Origin of the sequence: Shinella zoogloeoides, assembly GCF_030733845.1 — a bacterium.
GTDB classification, from domain to species: Bacteria; Pseudomonadota; Alphaproteobacteria; order Rhizobiales; family Rhizobiaceae; genus Shinella; species Shinella zoogloeoides_C.
Genome location: NZ_CP132312.1, coordinates 471,393 through 488,733, shown reverse-complemented (window position 1 = coordinate 488,733; position 17,341 = coordinate 471,393). Strand labels below are relative to the sequence as shown.

Genomic DNA, 17,341 nt, shown 5'->3' with positions numbered 1-17,341 from the left:
CCCATGCGGCTTTTCGGTCATCATATGCCGCTCAAGGCACAGGTCGGGCTTGCCATCGTGACGATCAATGCCCTTGCGGCGCTCCTCGTCCCGGTCATCGCCCCCTATCCGGAAGCGGAGGTGGTCGGGCGCGCCTGGGAGGGCATCAGCGCCGCCCACTGGCTCGGCCTCGACAATCTCGGGCGCGACGTGCTGTCGCGCCTGCTCTACGGCGCGCGCCTTTCCATCGGCCTTTCGATGCTGATCACCTCCCTCTCCTTCTCGCTGGGCGTGTTCACCGGCTTTGCCGCCGCCGTTCTCGGCAAGACGACGGACATGGTGCTGTCGCGCATCGTCGACCTGCTGCTGTCCATGCCCGCGCTCATCTTCGCCATGGTCGTGCTGTCGGTCCTCGGCACCGATCTCGTCGTGCTCGTCGTCACGATCTGCGTTCTCGACGCGACCCGCATCTTCCGCGTCAGCCGGGCGCTTGCGATGAACATTGTCGCGCTGGACTTCGTCGAGGCGGCACGGCTGCGCGGCGAAGGGCTGTGGTGGATCGTGCGCCGCGAGGTTCTGCCGAACGCGGCCCTGCCCCTCGTCGCCGAATTCGGGCTGCGCTTCTGCTTCACCTTCCTCTTCATCTCGGCCCTGAGCTTCCTCGGCCTCGGCATCCAGCCGCCCAATGCCGACTGGGGCAGCATGGTGAAGGACTATTCGGCCATGATCATGCTGGGCGTGCCCACCGTGTTCTATCCGGCGGGCGCGATCGCCCTGCTGACCATCGGCATCAACCTCCTGGTCGACTGGCTGACCTCGACGACCGCAGCCGAGCATTGAGGATCACCATGAACGACAGGCAACGGGACACGACACTGCTGGAAGTCGAGGGCTTGCGCATCGAGGCGGTATCGCGCTCGGGCGGCGGGGCCGTTCTGGTCGACAATGCCAGCTTTTCGCTGAAGCGCGGGGAGGTGCTGGGCCTGATCGGGGAATCGGGCGCCGGCAAATCCACCATCGGCCTCTCCAGCATGAACTACACGCGGGCGGGCTGCGCGATCACCGGGGGCCGCATCCTCTTCGACGGCAAGGACATCCTAGCCCTTTCCGAGCGCGAAGGACGAGCGCTACGAGGCGCCAAGATCGCCTATATCGCACAAAGCGCGGCCGCTTCGTTCAACCCGTCGCTGACCATCGGCCGGCAGGTATGCGAGGTGGCGATCCGCCACAAGCTGCTCGGCAAGGCCGCGGCGAAGGCGCGGGCCGTAGCGCTGTTCCGCTCGCTGGAGCTGCCCGACCCCGAGACGTTCGGCAACCGCTATCCGCATCAGGCCTCCGGCGGCCAGCTTCAGCGCGCCATGGCAGCCATGGCGATGATGGCCGAGCCCGATCTTCTCGTCTTCGACGAGCCCACCACGGCGCTCGACGTCACCACCCAGGTCGAAGTGCTGGCGGCCTTCCGCAAGCTGATCCGCGAGCGCGGCACGGCGGCGCTCTACATCACCCACGATCTCGCCGTCGTCGCCCAGATCGCCGACCGCATCATGGTGCTCCGGCACGGCAAGACGGTCGAGGCGGGCGATGCGGAAGACATCCTGCAGAACCCGCAGGAGGATTACACTAGACGGCTCGTCGCCGAGCGCAACGCCGCCATGGCGGGGCGTTTCGTCGAGGACAAGAAAGACGGCGAACAGCCGGTCCTACAACTGGAGGCCCTGACGGCCAGCTATAGCGGACTGGCACGCGCCATCGAAGATGTCAGCATGGACCTGAAGCGCGGCGACACCCTTGCCATCGTCGGGGAATCCGGCTCGGGCAAGAGCACGCTGGCGCGTGTCGTCGTCGGTCTCCTGCCGCGCGAAAGCGGCCGCATCGTCTTCAAGGGCGAAGACCTTCCGCCGGCGCTCGGCCAGCGCTCGCGTGACACGCTCCGGCGGATCCAGATGATCTATCAGATCCCGGACCTCGCGCTGAACCCGAAGCAGACGCTTCTGGAGATCATCGGCCGGCCAATCGAATTCTACCTCGGTAAATCCCGGCAGGAGGTGCGTGCACGCGTCGTCGAACTGCTCCGGCAGATCGAGCTTCCGGAAAGCTACCTCATGCGCCGGCCGCCGGAGCTGTCGGGCGGCCAGAAGCAGCGCGTCTGCATCGCGCGCGCCCTTGCCGCCGAACCGGACATCGTCATCTGCGACGAGGTCGTCTCCGCCCTCGACCCGCTGGTGGCCGAGGAAATCCTCGGCCTCCTGCGACGGCTGCAGGAGACGCTCGGCCTCGCCTACCTGTTCATCACCCACGATCTCAGCACCGTTCGCCGCATCGCGAACAAGGTGGCGGTCATGCGCAAGGGTGAGGTCGTCGCCTATGGCGAGACGTCCGAAATCTTCTCGCCGCCGTACCACCCCTATACCGAGCTCCTGCTGTCCTCGGTTCCGGAAATGCGTTTCGACTGGCTCGACGGGGTTCTCCAGACACGCGAGCAAATATCGAAAGCCTGAGCAGCTTCGCCCTCTCGACATCCTCCTTCGCTATCCGCGGCGCCCGCGGCCGACGGATCGGCCCGCGCGTGCGTCAAAGCGCGCAGGTTCAGGCGGATTCCAGCGGTTTTTCCCCGGAAAACCTATTGACAAGCCGTCCCTCATGCAGCTTGATAATACTCATCCAATAAAACAGACAGATGTCCGTTATATTGGACGTTGAGGATTCTTTTGGGGGAGCATCATGACCATTTCCTTCCGCGCCGGCGCCCTGTCGCTGGCCGTTTCCGCCGCGCTGTTTTCGGCGCCGGCATTTGCCGACGGCAGCAAGCTCGATGAGGTGATTGCCCGCGGCCACCTGATCCTCGGCACCGGCAGCACGAACGCGCCCTGGCACTTCAAGAGTGCGGAAGACAAGCTGCAGGGCTTCGACGTCGACATGGGCCGCATCATCGCCAAGGCGCTGTTCGGCGATCCCGACAAGATCGAATATGTCAACCAGTCGTCCGACGCGCGCATTCCGAACATCACGACGGACAAGGTGGACCTCACCTGCCAGTTCATGACGGTCACCGGCGAGCGCGCCCAGCAGATCGCCTTCACCATTCCCTACTATCGCGAAGGTGTCGGCCTGATGCTCAAGGCGGACGGGCAGTATGCCGACTATGCGGCGCTGAAGGCGGCGGGATCCTCCGTCACCATCTCCGTCCTGCAGAACGTCTATGCCGAGGCGATGGTGCATGCCGCGCTGCCGGACGCGACGGTCGACCAGTACGAATCCGTCGACCTCATCTACCAGGCGCTGGAATCGGGCCGCGCCGATGCGGTCGCCACCGACCAGTCGTCGCTCGGCTGGTACATGACGCAGAACCCCGGCCGCTACAAGGACGCCAGCTACGGCTGGAACCCGCAGACCTATGCCTGCGGCGTCAAGCGCGGCGACCAGGACTGGCTGAACTTCGTCAACACCGCCCTGCACGAGGCCATGACCGGCGTCGAGTTCGACTTCTACGCCACGTCCTACAAGACCTGGTTCGGCAAGGAACTTGCCCCGCCGCAGATCGGCTTCCCGGTCGAATACAAGTAATCGTCAGGGGAGCGGGTTGATCCCGCTCCCCCAGCCGGGGCGACCTGACATGGGTTACACGCTGAATTTTGCCGCCGTCTGGCGGAGCTTCGACCTTCTTCTGAGCGGCCTTGCGCTCAGCCTCGGCCTCGCCGTCATCTCCATCTTCATCGGTGCCGCCATCGGCCTTGCCGTCGCCTTCGCGCTGACGTCGAAGAGCCGGCTCGTCGGCGCGCCCGCGCGGCTGTACGTCACCGTCATCCGCAATTTGCCGATCCTCGTGCTGGTACTCTTCGCCTATTTCGCGCTGCCGCAGATGGGCTTCCGGCTCGGCAAGATCGAGAGCTTCGTGATGGTGCTGTCGCTCTATTCCGGCGCCTATCTCGCCGAGGTTTTTCGCGCCGGGCTGCTGTCCATTCCGCGGGGCCTCACCGAGGCGGGGCTCGCCATCGGCCTCACACCCATGCAGATCCGCAGCTCGATCATCGCGCCGCTGATGTTCCGCAACGTGCTGCCCTCGCTCTCCTCGACCGTGATCTCGCTATTCAAGGACACCTCGCTCGCCGCGGCGATCGCGGTGCCGGAACTGACCTTCGCGGCGCGCAAGATCAACGTCGAGAGCTTCCGCGTCGTCGAGACCTGGATGGTGACCTCGGCGCTCTATGTCGTCACCTGCTTCCTCATTGCCGCCCTGCTCCGCCGCGTCGAGCGTCGGCTGGCCCTGCCGAGGTAATCCGGATGTCCTCCTTCGCCTTCCTCGAACAGCTCTGGATCGCCCGCTACGTCATCCTGAGCGGCCTCGGTACCACCGTATCCATTTCGCTGCTCGCCATCGTCGCAGGCTCGCTGTTCGGCGTGCTCGTCGGCCTCGCCCTCGTCTACGGCGGCACGGTGCTGCGCGTCATCGTGCGGGCCTATACCGACATCATCCGCGGCACGCCGGTGCTGGTGCTGGTCCTGGCGAGCTACTACGTCTCGGCCGCCGCTGGCGTCGATCTCGGCCCCTTCTCGGCGGGCATCCTGGCGCTCGCCGTCTTCTGCTCGTCCCATATCGGCGAGATCGTGCGCGGCGCGCTGCAGGCGATCCCCAAGGGGCAGACCGAGGCCGCCAAGGCGATCGGCCTCACCTTCGGCCAGACCTTTACCTCGGTGCTCTGGCCGCAGGCGCTGCGCCAATGCCTGCCGGCCTGGGTCAACACCGCTGCCGAGATGGTGAAGGCCTCGACGCTGCTCTCCGTAATCGGCGTTGCCGAGCTGCTGCTGCGCACGCAGGAGATCATCTCACGCAACTTCATGAGCCTGCAGTTCTACTTCCTGGCCGGCGCACTCTATTTCATCGTCAACTTCGGCATCGAGCGGTTCGGCAAATATGTCGAGCGCAAGACCGCCCTGCCGTCCTGAGGAGACCCGACCGATGGCCAAGACCATTCTCGACATCAAGGGCCTGCGCAAAGTCTACGGGCAGAACGAAGTGCTGAAGAGCGTCGACTGCGCCGTCGAGGAAGGCGAGGTCATTTCGATCATCGGCTCGTCCGGCTCCGGCAAGACGACCATGCTGCGCTGCATCAACATGCTGGAGGAATTCCAGGGCGGCACGATCCGCCTCGACGGCGAGGAGATCGGCTACCATGTCGAGGGAACCACGCGCCGGCGCAAGAGCGAGAAGGAGATCGCCCGCCAGCGCGCACTGACCGGCATGGCCTTCCAGCAATTCAACCTCTTCCCCCATATGACGGCCGCCGAAAACGTCATGCTCGGCCTCATTAAGGTGAAGAAGATGGCCAAGCCCGAGGCCCGCGCCATCGCGGAAAAATGGCTAGAGCGCGTCGGCCTTGCCGCCCGCACCGACCATTATCCCGGCCAGCTCTCCGGCGGCCAGCAGCAGCGCGTCGCCATCGCCCGCGCCATCGCCATGTCGCCGCGCCTGATGCTGTTCGACGAGGTGACCTCCGCGCTCGATCCGGAACTGGTGGGCGAGGTGCTGCAGGTCATCAAGGGCCTTGCCGCCGACGGCATGACCATGCTGCTCGTCACCCACGAGATGCGCTTCGCCTTCGAGGTCTCCTCCCGGGTCATCTTCATGAACCAGGGCGTCATCTGCGAGGAGGGCGACCCGAAGGAGATGTTCGTGCAGCCGAAGACGGAACGGCTTGCCGAATTCCTGAAAACCTCCAGTTTCAACTAAGCAGAAAGAGAAATATCTCATGACGATCAAGCGTTATGGCGCCGGGGAAACCGGTGCCGGCGGCCAGCCGCTGCCCTTCGCCCGCGCGACAGAGGCGGCCGGCTGGCTCTATGTCTCCGGCCAGGTGCCGATGGAAAAGGGCGAGATCGTCTCCGGCGGCATCGTCGCCGAGAGCCGCAAGGCCATCGAGAACATGATCGCCATCCTCGACGAGGCCGGCTACGGCCTCGAAGATATCGTACGCATCGGCGTCTGGCTCGACGATCCCCGCGACTTCTGGAGCTTCAACGGCGTCTATGCCGAATATTTCGGCAAGAACCCGCCGGCCCGCGCCTGCGTGCAGTCGCGCATGATGGTCGACTGCCGGGTGGAAATCGACTGCGTGGCCTACCGCGCCGACCGCGCCTAGAGACGTGCAAGACACGCCCGGCCGCAGGCATCCTGCGACCGGGCCGTTCGCGACGGCGGACGAAAATTCCTTGGGCGCGGCCGAACCGGAACCTGCATGTCTGGAAGGTCGCGCACGGACGGTATAGAACTGCGCGAAGCAGCCGGCCCCTCCCCGCGTCGGCGCACCGCGCGTTCTTCGACGACAAGGATCATTTCATGACCGAGAAATCCCCCGCCGACAACTTCCCCGCCGGCTACGAGCCGCCGAAAGTCTGGACCTGGGAAAAGGGCAACGGCGGCGCCTTCGCCAACATCAACCGCCCGATTGCCGGCCCGACCCATGACAAGGACCTGCCGGTCGGCAAGCACCCGCTGCAGCTCTATTCGCTCGCCACGCCCAACGGCGTGAAGGTGACGATCATGCTGGAGGAGCTCCTGGCCGCCGGTCATGCAGGCGCCGAATACGATGCCTGGCCGATCCGCATCGGGGACGGCGACCAGTTCGGTTCCGGCTTTGTCGACGTCAATCCGAATTCCAAGATCCCGGCGCTGATGGACCGTGCGCCGACGGGCGGCGGTACGCCGGTCCGCGTCTTCGAATCGGCCTCCATCCTGCTCTATCTCGCGGAAAAGTTCGGCGCCTTCCTGTCGGGCGAGCTTCGCGCCCGCACCGAAACCTTCAACTGGCTGTTCTGGCAGATGGGATCCGCGCCGTTCCTCGGCGGCGGCTTCGGCCATTTCTACGCCTATGCGCCGATGCGCATCCAGTATGCCATCGACCGCTACGCCATGGAGGTAAAGCGGCAGCTCGACGTGCTCGACCGCCGGCTTGCCGACAACCGCTTCGTCGCCGGTCAGGATTATACCATCGCCGACATGGCGATCTGGCCCTGGTACGGCAGCCTCGCCCAGAACAAGCAGTATGGCGATGCCGGCACGTTCCTGGAGGTCGAGACCTACAAGCACGTCCAGCGCTGGACGGCGGAGATCGCCGCCCGTCCGGCGGTCATCCGCGGCCGCATGGTCAACCGGCTGACGGGCGATCCGTCCGAGCAGTTGCACGAGCGGCACGACGCCTCCGACTTCGAGACGAAGACGCAGGACAAGATCAACCCGGCCGGTACGGAGTAAGGAGCATCGGATGGCGAACCTGCCCGACATGACCAAGCACCGTGGCTTCCCATCCGGCATGCCGGGCACGGGCGTCCAGTTCACCATCCGCCGCGCCAATCCGAAGGGCGTGACGCCGATCAAGGCCCTGCCCCGCAAGGCGCGGCCGGGCACGGCGGAACACCGCATCGACGCGGCTTTCCTGCATGCCCTCTGGCACCATTTCGGCGACGAGCCCTTCGAGCGCGGCAATCTCGACGCCGCACGCCTCAACCTGCTCTTCGGCCGTGAGGTGCTAGCGGCGGAGAAGGACTTCGACCCGTTGTCCTACGAGGCCCTTCTCGTCATCAACGAGAAGGTCGCCCGCCAGAGCTTCCCGGAATCCTTCGAGGACGTGTTCGAGGTATAGCCAACGAGGTCAGGCGACGCGGGCACCGGCCGCCAGTTCGCCCGCAAGCACCACGGCGTTCCTGCCCGTGCGCTTTGCTTCATAGAGCGCGCTGTCGGCATCCCGCAGCAGCCCTTCGAGCGTCGCCTCGGACGGCACCGCCAGGGCGACGCCGAGACTGACTGTCACGCAGCCGCCGTCGAGCCCGCGATGGCGCATGGCAAGGCCCTCGATCGCGGCGCGGATGCGCTCCGCCATCGCCAGCGCCGCAAGCGGCTCCCGATCGACGGAGAGCACCAGCATCTCCTCCCCGCCGAAGCGGAACACGAACGATGCCTCGTCCACCGTGTCGCGAATGCATTGCGAGACGGCGCGCAGGCATGCATCACCCTCGATATGGCCGTGAACGTCGTTGAACCGCTTGAAGTGATCGATGTCGAGCAGGACGGCCGCGATACGGTGCCCCGCGTCGCTCCACAGCCCTTCGGCGGTGCGCGCCAGCGAGCGCCGGTTCAGCAGCCCCGTCAGCTCGTCGCGCTCGGAATTGTGTTCGAGCTGCCGGTAGAGCAGGCTGCCGCGAAGCTGGTTGAGAAAATTCTGCCGGTCCTTCTGCTCCAGGAAATAGGCACTCACCGCCAGGAAGATCGACAGCGTCACATAGAAAGTGACGATGCCGGAATAGGTGACGGCGTCGAAGGCGCCCGTCATCTGCGTTGTGGTGAAGTGCGAGGCGCACATCAGCACAAGCCCCGCCAGCACGGCGGGGAAACGCGGGCGCAACGCGATGACGAAGAACAGGAAGGCGGCGGAATTGCCGTTCTGGTAGACGAAGAGATAGGGGCTTGCACTCTGCGTGGCGGCAGCCATCGGCAAGGTGACGCCCAGCACGGCAATCGCGATGGAGAGAATGTCGTAGAACAGCGCGTGCGGCCAGCGGCGGACGGCAAGAATACATCCGATCACGAAGGGCGTGAACACGAGGAAGCGCAGGACGACCAGCTCGCTGAAGACGTCGGCCATCATGGTGCGATCGCCGAAATAGACGAGATCATAGATCAGCGTGCCGACCACGCCCCAGATCGCGGCGAGCCGGACGCGCTCCGCCGCATAGTCCTTGCGGAACGCGGCCTCGATATCCGGCGCAAAGCGCAGAAGGCGAAAGCCGCGCGCTATCTGGCGCTCCACCTGATCCAGCGTCACGACGCCCATCCCGAATTCCCCGCATGCAGCAGCTCGCCCGACGTTAGGCCAGAAAACTGAACAACGACCTAAAGCGGGATCGCTTCGGAAGACCGCTTGGCCCCTTCAAAAAATACCGGCATACGCAAAAATTCCGTTGGACCACCAACACGTTTGCCTTTCTATTGCACGCGATCGCACCGCAGGGGTGCACCGTCCCGACGACGCCAAACCAGATGATAGACATTCCAGAAATCGAAACTGACCGCCTCCTCCTGCGCGGCTTCCAGCCCGGCGATCTCGACGCGATGACCGATATGTGGGCCATGCCCGAGGTCGTGCGGTTCATCGGCGGTGTTCCCCTCACCCGCGAGCAATCCTGGATCCGTCTCATGCGCCACATAGGCATGTGGCACATCATGGGCTTCGGCTTCTGGGCGATCATCGAAAAGGGCACGGGCGCGCTGGTGGGCGAAGCCGGGTTCCATGAGATGCGCCGGGCCCTCACGCCCAGCATCGAGAACACGATGGAAGCGGGCTGGGGTCTCGTTCCCGATGCCCAGGGGCGCGGCTATGCCAACGAAGCCCTGATTGCAATGCTTTCCTGGGCGGCGCAAAACCACCGCGGCAAGCCCATCACCTGCATCATCGACAAGGACAACGAGGCTTCCATACGCCTCGCGCAAAAGCACGGATTCCGGGAATTCGCCATGACCAAATATGCCGGCGCGGATATCAAGCTGTTCCAGCGGGCGACGGCCTGACGCAAGGCCGCGCCTCAAGGTATCAGCTCCGCTCGATATCCCGCCTGAGGACGATGGAGGTGGTCAGGTCCTCGACATTGTCCATGGTCGAGACCTCGTTGCGCAGTTCGTTGAGCGCATTGATCGAGCCGACCTCGACCTCCACCACCAGATCGAGCTGGCCGCTGACGGACGAAACCTTGCGCACGGCGGAAAAGCCGGCAAGGCGGTCGAGCACGCCGATCGAGGGCGTGCGCTTCAGCGTGACGAGCAGGAAGGCCTGGATCTGCCCGTCGTCGAGCTGGCCGATATCCGCGCGGTAGCCGCGGATGATGCCGGCTTTTTCCAGCCGGTTCACGCGCTCCGTGGTCGCGCTGCGCGAAAGACCGATCCGCCCGGCGAGCGACTTCATCGGAATGCGCGCTTCCCGCGACAGGATGCTGAGGATCGTCCGGTCGATGGCGTCCGTATCCTGCATGGGCCCCTCCCCGTTTCCGCCGACAAGATGACGGTTATTATAAACATTGTGCCGGCACAACCGGCATAATGCCGGATGCGCCACGCCGTCGTCCATGCAACTCTTTCCGTCACGAAGAGGATTGCCATGAACGACATGCTGAAGACGACGCCCGATTTTTCCATCGACGCGGCCGCCGCGCTCCTTGCCGAGCACTACGGGCTCTCCGGCACGCTCTCGCCGCTCGCCAGCGAGCGCGACCAGAATTTCAAGGTGGAAACGGCCGAGGGCGTCTTCATCCTGAAGATCGTCAACGCCGCCGAGCCGGAGGCGGAAAGCGATTTCCAGACCGCTCTACTCGCCCATATCGGCACCCATGCCGGCGACCTGCCGGTACCGCATATCCGCCCGACGCTTGCCGGCGCCAGCCTTGCCCACACGACGAGCGCGAGCGGCGTCGGCCACCGCATCCGGCTGGTGAGCTGGGTCGATGGCCAGCCGCTCGCCGAGACGGGCCGCAGCGACACCGCGCTCGAATCCCTCGGCCGCTTGCTCGGCCGTTTCGACGCCGCCTTGAAGGGCTTCATGCATCCCGGCGCCCTGCGCGACCTCGACTGGGATATCCGCAAGGCCGGCCGGTCGGCCGAGCGGTTGCAGCATATCGCGTCGGCGGAGGACCGAGCCCTGCTGGACCGCTTCCTCAAGCGCTTTGCCGCGATCGCGCCGCGTCTTGCGACCCTTCGCGCCGCCGTCATCCATAACGACGCGAACGACTGGAACGTACTGGTCGACGCTGCCGATCACGACCGCATTTCGGGCCTCATCGATTTCGGCGACGCGCTCTACGCGCCGCTGATCGCGGAAGTCGCGATCGCCGCCGCCTATGCCGGCCTCGACCATGCCGATCCGATCGGCGCGGCCGCCGCCATCGTCAGGGGCTTCAATGCCGAGTATCCATTGCTCGAAGAAGAGGTCGACCTTCTCTACGACCTCATCGCCATCCGGCTCGTCACGTCGGTCACCATGTCGGCCTCGCGTCATGCGCATACCGGAAGCAACCCCTATCTTGCGATCAGCGAGCGGCCGGCCTGGACGCTGCTGCGCAAGCTCGACCGGATGAACCCGCGGTTCGCGACCGCGATCATGCGCAAGGCCTGCGGCTTCGAGGCCGTGCCAGGCGCGCGCCGTGTGACGGACTGGATCGCGCGAAACCGCAAGGCACTCGCCCCGCTGCTGGAGCGGCCGGCCGCGACCTATCCGGCTGCGCTCGTGCCCTATGGCGATCCGGAGCATCCGATGACGGTGAAATCCGCCGTCCAACAGCCGGACGAAGCGCAGGCGATCTGGCAAGCCCATTGCCGGGACAACGGCATCGCGCTCGGTATCGGCCCCTGGGGCGAGGAGCGCAGCGTCTATGCCGGCGAGATGTTCGTCTCGCGCTTTATCGAGAAGACGCGCCGCACCCGCCATCTCGGCCTCGATCTCTTCATGGCCGCCGGCACCAAGGTCTTCACGCCGCTTCCCGCCACCGTCGTCAGCGTCGAGATCGAAGAGGACCCGCTCGGCTACGGCTGCCTCATCGCGCTCCGCCACGAGCCGGAAGGTTGCCCGCCCTTCACCTCGCTCTGGGGGCATCTCGCGCATGAGGCCATGCACCGGCTCACGCCCGGCGAGCGGCTAGAGGCCGGTGCCCTCGTCGGCGAAATGGGCGCGCCGGCGGAAAACGGCGGCTGGGCGCCGCATCTCCATTTGCAGCTTTCCACCGATACCAGCCTCTCCGCCACCGAAATCCTCGGCGTCGGCGAGCCGCGCTACCTCGACGTCTGGGCGGAACTCTTTCCCGATGCCCGCACCTTCGGTGGCATTGCCGAAGAGTTCTACGAACGGCAGGGCCGCTCGCACGAGGAGATCGTCGCGCTGCGCCGTGAACTGCTGCTGCCGAACCTTTCCATCTCCTACGACAAGCCGATCAAGTTCGTGCGCGGCGAAGGCGTCTGGCTGATCGACGACGGCGGCCGGGCCTATCTCGATTGCTTCAACAATGTCTGCCATATCGGCCACGCCCATCCGGCCGTGGTGGAGGCGATGGCGAAGCAGGCCGCGACGCTCAACACCAACACCCGCTACCTGCACGACAATATCGTCGCCTATGCCGAGCGCCTGACGGCGACGCTGCCGAAGGAACTGACCGTCGCCGGCTTCGTCAACAGCGGCTCGGAGGCCAACAGCCTGGCGCTGCGGCTGATGCGGGCGCATACCGGCCGCGAGAACGCCATCACGCTCGACTGGTCCTATCACGGCACGACGCAGGAGCTGATCGACATCAGCCCCTACAAGTTCCGCCGCAAGGGCGGCAAGGGCCGGAAGCCACATGTCCATGTCGCGGCCGTCCCGGACAGCTACCATGCGCCGGCGGACTGGCCGGCCGAGGAGCACGGCAGGCGTTTTGCCGAAAGCGTGGCCGAGCTGATCGCCGCCATGCAAGCCAGGGGCGAGGCGCCCGGTTTCTTCATCGCCGAATCCATCCCGAGCGTCGCCGGCCAAGTCTTCCTGCCGCAAGGCTACCTCAAGGAGGTCTACCGGCTCGTGCGCGAGGCGGGCGGCGTCTGCATCGCCGATGAGGTGCAGGTCGGTTTCGGCCGTGTCGGCAGCCATTGGTGGGCGTTCGAGACGCAGGGCGTCGTGCCCGACATCGTGACGATGGGCAAGCCGATCGGTGACGGCCATCCGCTGGCGGCCGTGGTGACGACCCGCGAGGTGACCGACAGCTTCGACAACGGCATGGAATATTTCAACACGTTCGGCGGCAACCCGGTGTCCTGCGCCGTGGGCCTGGCGGTGCTCGACACCATCGAGAAGGAGGACCTGCGCGGCAACGCGCTTGCCATCGGCAACCACCTGATGGACGCCTTCCGCGACATGCAGAAGCGCCATGCGGTGATCGGCGACGTGCGCGGCCTCGGCCTCTTCCTCGGCATCGAACTGGTGACGGACCGCACGACCAGAGCGCCTGCGACCGCGTTCGCCCGCGCCGTCTGCAACGGCGCGCGCCGCCGCGGCGTGCTGATGGGCACCGAGGGACCGCATGACAACGTGCTCAAAATGCGCCCGCCGATGATCTTTTCCAGGCGCGACGCCGACCACCTGATCGCCGTGCTCGAAGAGACCTTCGCCGACGTCGAGAAGGCGCTCGGCTAGGCGACCGACACCACCGGGAGAACAGCTTGCAGCCGGGGAAGGCCTTTTCCCGGCCCGGACCACGCATGCCCAAAACAACCAAGGAGGAGAACCCTATGAAACTAAAAATTCTGGCCATGGCAGCAGCAACGCTTGCAGCCGGAACGGCTGCCGAGGCCGGCACGCTCGATATCGTCAAGGAGCGCGGCGAAGTGCGCTGCGGCGTCAGCCAGGGCGTGCTCGGCTTTTCCGCGCCCGACAAGAACGGCGCCTGGAGCGGTTTCGACGTCGACTTCTGCCGCGCGATTGCCGCCGCGACGCTCGGCGATCCGGACAAGGTGGCCTATGTGCCGCTGTCCACCAAGGATCGCTTCACGGCTCTGCAATCTGGTGAAGTCGACCTGCTCTCGCGCCAGACGACCTGGACGCTCTCGCGCGATACCGATCTCGGCATGAGCTTCGTCGGCGTCAACTACTATGACGGCCAGGCCTTCATGATCAACAAGGAGCTTGGCGTGAACAGCGTCAAGGAAATCTCCGGCGCCTCCGTCTGCACGGAGACCGGCACGACGACCGAACAGAACATGGCCGACTATTTCGGCGCCAACAAGATCGAGTACCAGGTCATCGCCTTCGAGAAGCCGGACCAGACGGTCCAGGCCTTCAACACGGGGCGCTGCGACGTCTACTCCACCGATGCCTCGGCGCTCTACGCCCAGCGCCTGACGCTGAACGACCCCGACCGCTTTGTCGTCCTTCCCGAGGTGATCTCCAAGGAACCGCTCGGCCCGGCCGTGCGCCAGGGCGACGACCAGTGGTTCAAGATCGTGCGCTGGACGCTCTTCGCGCTGATCGAGGCCGAGGAGATGGGCATCGACAAGGAGAATGCCGCCGCGCTCGTCGAAACCGGCACCGTCGCGCAGAAGCGCTTCCTCGGCGTCGAGAGCGAGGCCGGCAAGGCAATGGGCCTCGATGCGAAATGGGCCTACCAGGCAATATCTGCCGTCGGCAATTACGGCGAGATCTTCGAGCGCCATCTCGGTAAGGACAGCCCGCTGAAGATCGACCGCGGCCTCAACCGGCTGTGGAGCGACGGCGGCCTGATGTACGCCCCGCCGGCCCGCTGAGCGGTTCATATCAGCAAGCAAGACGGATCGCCGCGGCACCACCGCGGCGATTTTGCGTATGGCATTCGGGTGCGGAAATTTACGACAAGGCTACATCGCCGGAATAAAATGTAGCTTCCTTACATTTCTTTTGACAAATGTAGTTTCCTTTATTATGACACCAGCCACGCACGGTGAGTGAGACCTGATGGCCCGCATTGGCCTTCAAGGGGGCCGTGACGTTCATCTGGAGGAAATCGATATGTCACGCCGTTTCGCGCTGGCTTCAGCGCTCGTAGTCCTGTGCTCGCACGTCTTCTCGGCCGGCAGCGCCGCTGCCGCGGGATTGACCGCCTATTGCCCGATGTCGGAAGACGATTGCGGCGCCGTCCTGAAGGCCTTCAAGGACGATACCGGCATCGAGGCGCAATTCGTGCGCATCGGCGCCGGTGAGATCCTCGCCCGCATCCGCGCCGAAAAAGCCAATCCGCAGGCCGGCCTGTGGCTGGCGGGCGCCGCGGACAACTTCATTCAGGCCGCCAGCGAGGGCCTGCTTGCCTCGCACAAGGCGGTCGGCATCGACAAGGTCGACCAGCGTTATACCGACAAGGAAGGCCGCTGGACGCCGATCTCGCTGTCGCCCATCGTCTTCGCCTACAGCCGGGAGGTCCTCGACGAAATCGGCGCCAAGCCGCCGACGAGCTGGAAATCCTTCGCCGACCCAGTCTTCAAGGACAGCATCGCGCTCGCCCATCCGGCCTCGTCGGGCACCGCCTATGTGGCGCTCGCCTCCATCGTCCAGCTCGACGGCGAGGAGCCGGCCTTCACCCTCATGAAGGAGATTGACAAGAACGTCGTGCAGTATACCCGTTCGGGCGTCGCACCGTCGCGCATGGTCGCCAACAACGCGATCGCGCTCGCCATGGCCTATACGCAGGACATTGAAGCCGCGCTCGCGCAGGGCTATCCGGTCGGCTATTCCTTCCCGGAGGAAGGCACGGGCTTCGAGGTGAACGCCGCCGCCGCCGTCGCCAATGCGCCGGAAGAGCAGGCCAAGGGCGCTGCCGCCTTCCTCGACTGGGTGCTGACCGAAAAGGGCCAGGCCGCCATCGGCGCGACCTTCCGCGGGCCCATCGTTCCCGGCTACAAGAACCCGGATGCCAAGATCGACCTCACCAGCGTGAAGATGATCGACTACAACTTCACCTGGGCCGGCGAGAACCGAGCACGCCTGCTTGAACGTTACGAAAACGACGTCCGCCACAAGGCGGACGCCAAGTAAGTAACGCGGCAGGCAGGAGCATTCCCGCTTTTCTCCGAAGCGGGAATGCTCCGCCCCTTTGTCTACATGCGATTCCGAGCGGAAAGCCGTCCCTGGAATTGCCCAAGGAGCTTCGACATGACCCTCGTTTCGCAAGCGGTCCCGTCCGGCAGGACGGGAGCTTCGCCAGCCTTCCTGCGCAAGATCGTCGTCGATCCGTGGCTGTTCGGCATCTTCGCCCTCGTCACGCTTTCGGTGCTGCTCTTCGCCGCCCTGCCGATCTTCATCGTCATGAAGCAGGCGGTCGTCACCGAGCAAGGTTTCGATTTCGGCGTGCTGGCCGATACGCTGTCCCAGTCCTTCGTCTGGGAATCCTTTGCCAACACGCTGCTGCTCGGCGCGACCTCGGCGGTCATCGCCACGGCCGCCGGCTTCCTGCTTGCCTTTTCCGCGACGCGCACCACCATGCCGGGCAAGACCTTCGTGCATGGCGTGGCGCTGCTGCCGATCATCTCGCCGCCCTTCGTCATGGCGCTGGCGGTGGTCATCCTGTTCGGCCGCTCCGGCCTCATCACCCGCGAATTGCTCGGCATCCGCAACGCCAATGTCTATGGCTTCCATAGCCTGGTGCTGATCCAGTCGCTCGCCTTCACGCCGATCGCCTATCTCAACATCCGCGGCATGCTGCAGTCCATCGATACCGCGCTGGAGGACGCCTCGGCATCGCTCGGCGCCTCGCGCTGGACGACCTTCTCGCGGGTAACGCTGCCACTCGTCACGCCGGCCATCCTCTCCTCGACGCTGCTCGTCTTCGTCAAGTCGGTCGAGGATTTCGGCAATCCGATGCTGATCGGCGGCAACTTCAATACGCTCGCCGTCGAGGCCTATTCGCAGATGGTGGGGTATTTCAACCTGCAGGCCGGCGCGCTGCTCGCAAGCCTCATGCTCGTGCCCTCGATGACCGCCTTCCTCGTCCACCGCTATTGGGTGAGCAAGCGCAGCTACGTCACCGTCACCGGCAAGCCGTCCGCCCAGACGATCCGCATTTCCGGCGGCGTGGTCGTGCCGCTCGCCATCGGCTGCTACGCCATCGTCTTTGCCATCCTGCTGTTCTATCTGACGGTGGTCTACGTCTCCTTCACCAAGCTGCCCGGCGTCAACAACACGCTGACGCTCGACCACTACGCCACCGTCTTCACCGCCGGCTTCCAGACGCTCAGCAATTCGCTGCTCTTGGCCGGCATCGCCACCCCGATCACCGCCGTCGCCGGCATGCTGATCGCCTATCTCTTGATCCGCAAGGCGTTTCCGGGCAGCTTCCTGCTGCGCTGGGCGACGCTGCTCTCCTTCGCCGCGCCCGGCACCATCCTCGGCATCGGCTACGTCAGCACGTTCAACGCCGCGCCGCTGCTGCTCACCGGCACCGCCTTCATCGTCGTCGCCGCCATGGTGGTGAAGAACCTGCAGGTGGGCATCGAGGCAGGCTCCAACCAGCTGCGCCAGATCGACAAGTCGATCGAGGAGGCCTCCACCATCCTCGGCGCGTCGAACACGCGGACCTTCTTTCAGGTCACGCTGCCGCTCTTGAAGCCCGCGCTGTTCACCTCGCTCTCCTATGCCCTGACGCGCTCGCTGACGACGCTCTCGGCGGTCATCTTCCTCGTCTCGGCCAACTGGACGCTGATCACCGTCACCATCCTCTCGCAGGTGGAAACGCTGAAACTCGGCGTCGCCGCGGCCTATTGCAGCATCCTCGTCTTCGTCGTGCTCGCCATCCTGGCGGTCATGCAGCTCGTTCTCAATTCGACATCGAAGAGGTAAGC

Annotated in this window: 16 protein-coding genes; 14 read left to right on the top strand and 2 right to left on the bottom strand. The window is 65.0% G+C overall.

The window, feature by feature from the left end:
* The first annotated feature begins 3 nt into the window (after positions 1–3).
* From Q9316_RS22585 to Q9316_RS22545, 9 genes are all read left to right on the top strand, one after another.
* Positions 4–819, top strand: a complete 816-nt coding sequence (locus Q9316_RS22585) for an ABC transporter permease (RefSeq protein ID WP_306035560.1) — start codon at positions 4–6, stop codon at positions 817–819.
* 8 nt (positions 820–827) lie between these two features.
* Positions 828–2,477 (top strand): ABC transporter ATP-binding protein, encoded by a 1,650-nt coding sequence (locus tag Q9316_RS22580; protein ID WP_306035559.1) that lies wholly within the window; start codon positions 828–830, stop codon positions 2,475–2,477.
* A 223-nt stretch (positions 2,478–2,700) separates the two neighbouring features.
* Positions 2,701–3,543 carry a transporter substrate-binding domain-containing protein gene (locus Q9316_RS22575; RefSeq protein ID WP_306035558.1) on the top strand — a complete coding sequence of 281 codons (843 nt, stop codon included), beginning with the start codon at positions 2,701–2,703 and terminating at the stop codon, positions 3,541–3,543.
* Between the two features lie 49 nt (positions 3,544–3,592).
* Positions 3,593–4,255, top strand: a complete 663-nt coding sequence (locus Q9316_RS22570; RefSeq protein WP_306035557.1) for an amino acid ABC transporter permease — start codon at positions 3,593–3,595, stop codon at positions 4,253–4,255.
* A gap of 5 nt (positions 4,256–4,260) precedes the next feature.
* Positions 4,261–4,923, top strand: coding sequence for an amino acid ABC transporter permease (locus Q9316_RS22565; RefSeq protein WP_306035556.1), 663 nt, complete (start codon positions 4,261–4,263; stop codon positions 4,921–4,923).
* A gap of 13 nt (positions 4,924–4,936) precedes the next feature.
* Positions 4,937–5,707 (top strand): amino acid ABC transporter ATP-binding protein, encoded by a 771-nt coding sequence (locus tag Q9316_RS22560; RefSeq protein ID WP_306035555.1) that lies wholly within the window; start codon positions 4,937–4,939, stop codon positions 5,705–5,707.
* A 19-nt stretch (positions 5,708–5,726) separates the two neighbouring features.
* Positions 5,727–6,116, top strand: coding sequence for a RidA family protein (locus Q9316_RS22555; RefSeq protein WP_023512889.1), 390 nt, complete (start codon positions 5,727–5,729; stop codon positions 6,114–6,116).
* A 197-nt stretch (positions 6,117–6,313) separates the two neighbouring features.
* Entirely contained in the window at positions 6,314–7,228 is a 915-nt protein-coding gene (gene yghU, locus Q9316_RS22550; protein WP_306035553.1) for a glutathione-dependent disulfide-bond oxidoreductase, read from the top strand.
* Between the two features lie 10 nt (positions 7,229–7,238).
* A complete protein-coding gene (locus Q9316_RS22545; protein ID WP_306035552.1) occupies positions 7,239–7,616 on the top strand; it encodes a hypothetical protein in 378 nt (125 codons plus the stop codon).
* A gap of 9 nt (positions 7,617–7,625) precedes the next feature.
* Here Q9316_RS22545 and Q9316_RS22540 read toward each other — a convergent pair whose 3' ends face one another.
* Entirely contained in the window at positions 7,626–8,804 is a 1,179-nt protein-coding gene (locus Q9316_RS22540) for a GGDEF domain-containing protein (protein ID WP_306035551.1), read from the bottom strand.
* 206 nt (positions 8,805–9,010) lie between these two features.
* Between Q9316_RS22540 and Q9316_RS22535 the strand changes: the two genes are divergently transcribed.
* Complete coding sequence (locus Q9316_RS22535; RefSeq protein WP_306035827.1) at positions 9,011–9,538, top strand: GNAT family N-acetyltransferase; 528 nt, start codon at positions 9,011–9,013, stop codon at positions 9,536–9,538.
* 22 nt (positions 9,539–9,560) lie between these two features.
* On the opposite strand, the gene Q9316_RS22530 is transcribed toward Q9316_RS22535, so the two are convergent.
* Complete coding sequence (locus Q9316_RS22530) at positions 9,561–9,995, bottom strand: Lrp/AsnC family transcriptional regulator (protein ID WP_160786464.1); 435 nt, start codon at positions 9,993–9,995, stop codon at positions 9,561–9,563.
* A gap of 126 nt (positions 9,996–10,121) precedes the next feature.
* Between Q9316_RS22530 and Q9316_RS22525 the strand changes: the two genes are divergently transcribed.
* The 4 genes from Q9316_RS22525 to Q9316_RS22510 all read left to right on the top strand — a co-directional run bounded on the left by Q9316_RS22525 (position 10,122) and on the right by Q9316_RS22510 (position 17,339).
* Positions 10,122–13,172: an aminotransferase class III-fold pyridoxal phosphate-dependent enzyme gene (locus Q9316_RS22525; protein ID WP_306035549.1), complete on the top strand. Its 3,051-nt coding sequence runs from the start codon at positions 10,122–10,124 to the stop codon at positions 13,170–13,172.
* Between the two features lie 95 nt (positions 13,173–13,267).
* Entirely contained in the window at positions 13,268–14,278 is a 1,011-nt protein-coding gene (locus Q9316_RS22520) for an amino acid ABC transporter substrate-binding protein (RefSeq protein WP_306035548.1), read from the top strand.
* A gap of 241 nt (positions 14,279–14,519) precedes the next feature.
* Positions 14,520–15,539: an ABC transporter substrate-binding protein gene (locus Q9316_RS22515; protein ID WP_306035547.1), complete on the top strand. Its 1,020-nt coding sequence runs from the start codon at positions 14,520–14,522 to the stop codon at positions 15,537–15,539.
* Positions 15,540–15,656: 117 nt separating this feature from the next.
* On the top strand, positions 15,657–17,339 hold the full coding sequence (locus tag Q9316_RS22510; RefSeq protein WP_306035546.1) for an ABC transporter permease: 1,683 nt from the start codon (positions 15,657–15,659) through the stop codon (positions 17,337–17,339).
* Positions 17,340–17,341 lie beyond the last annotated feature (2 nt).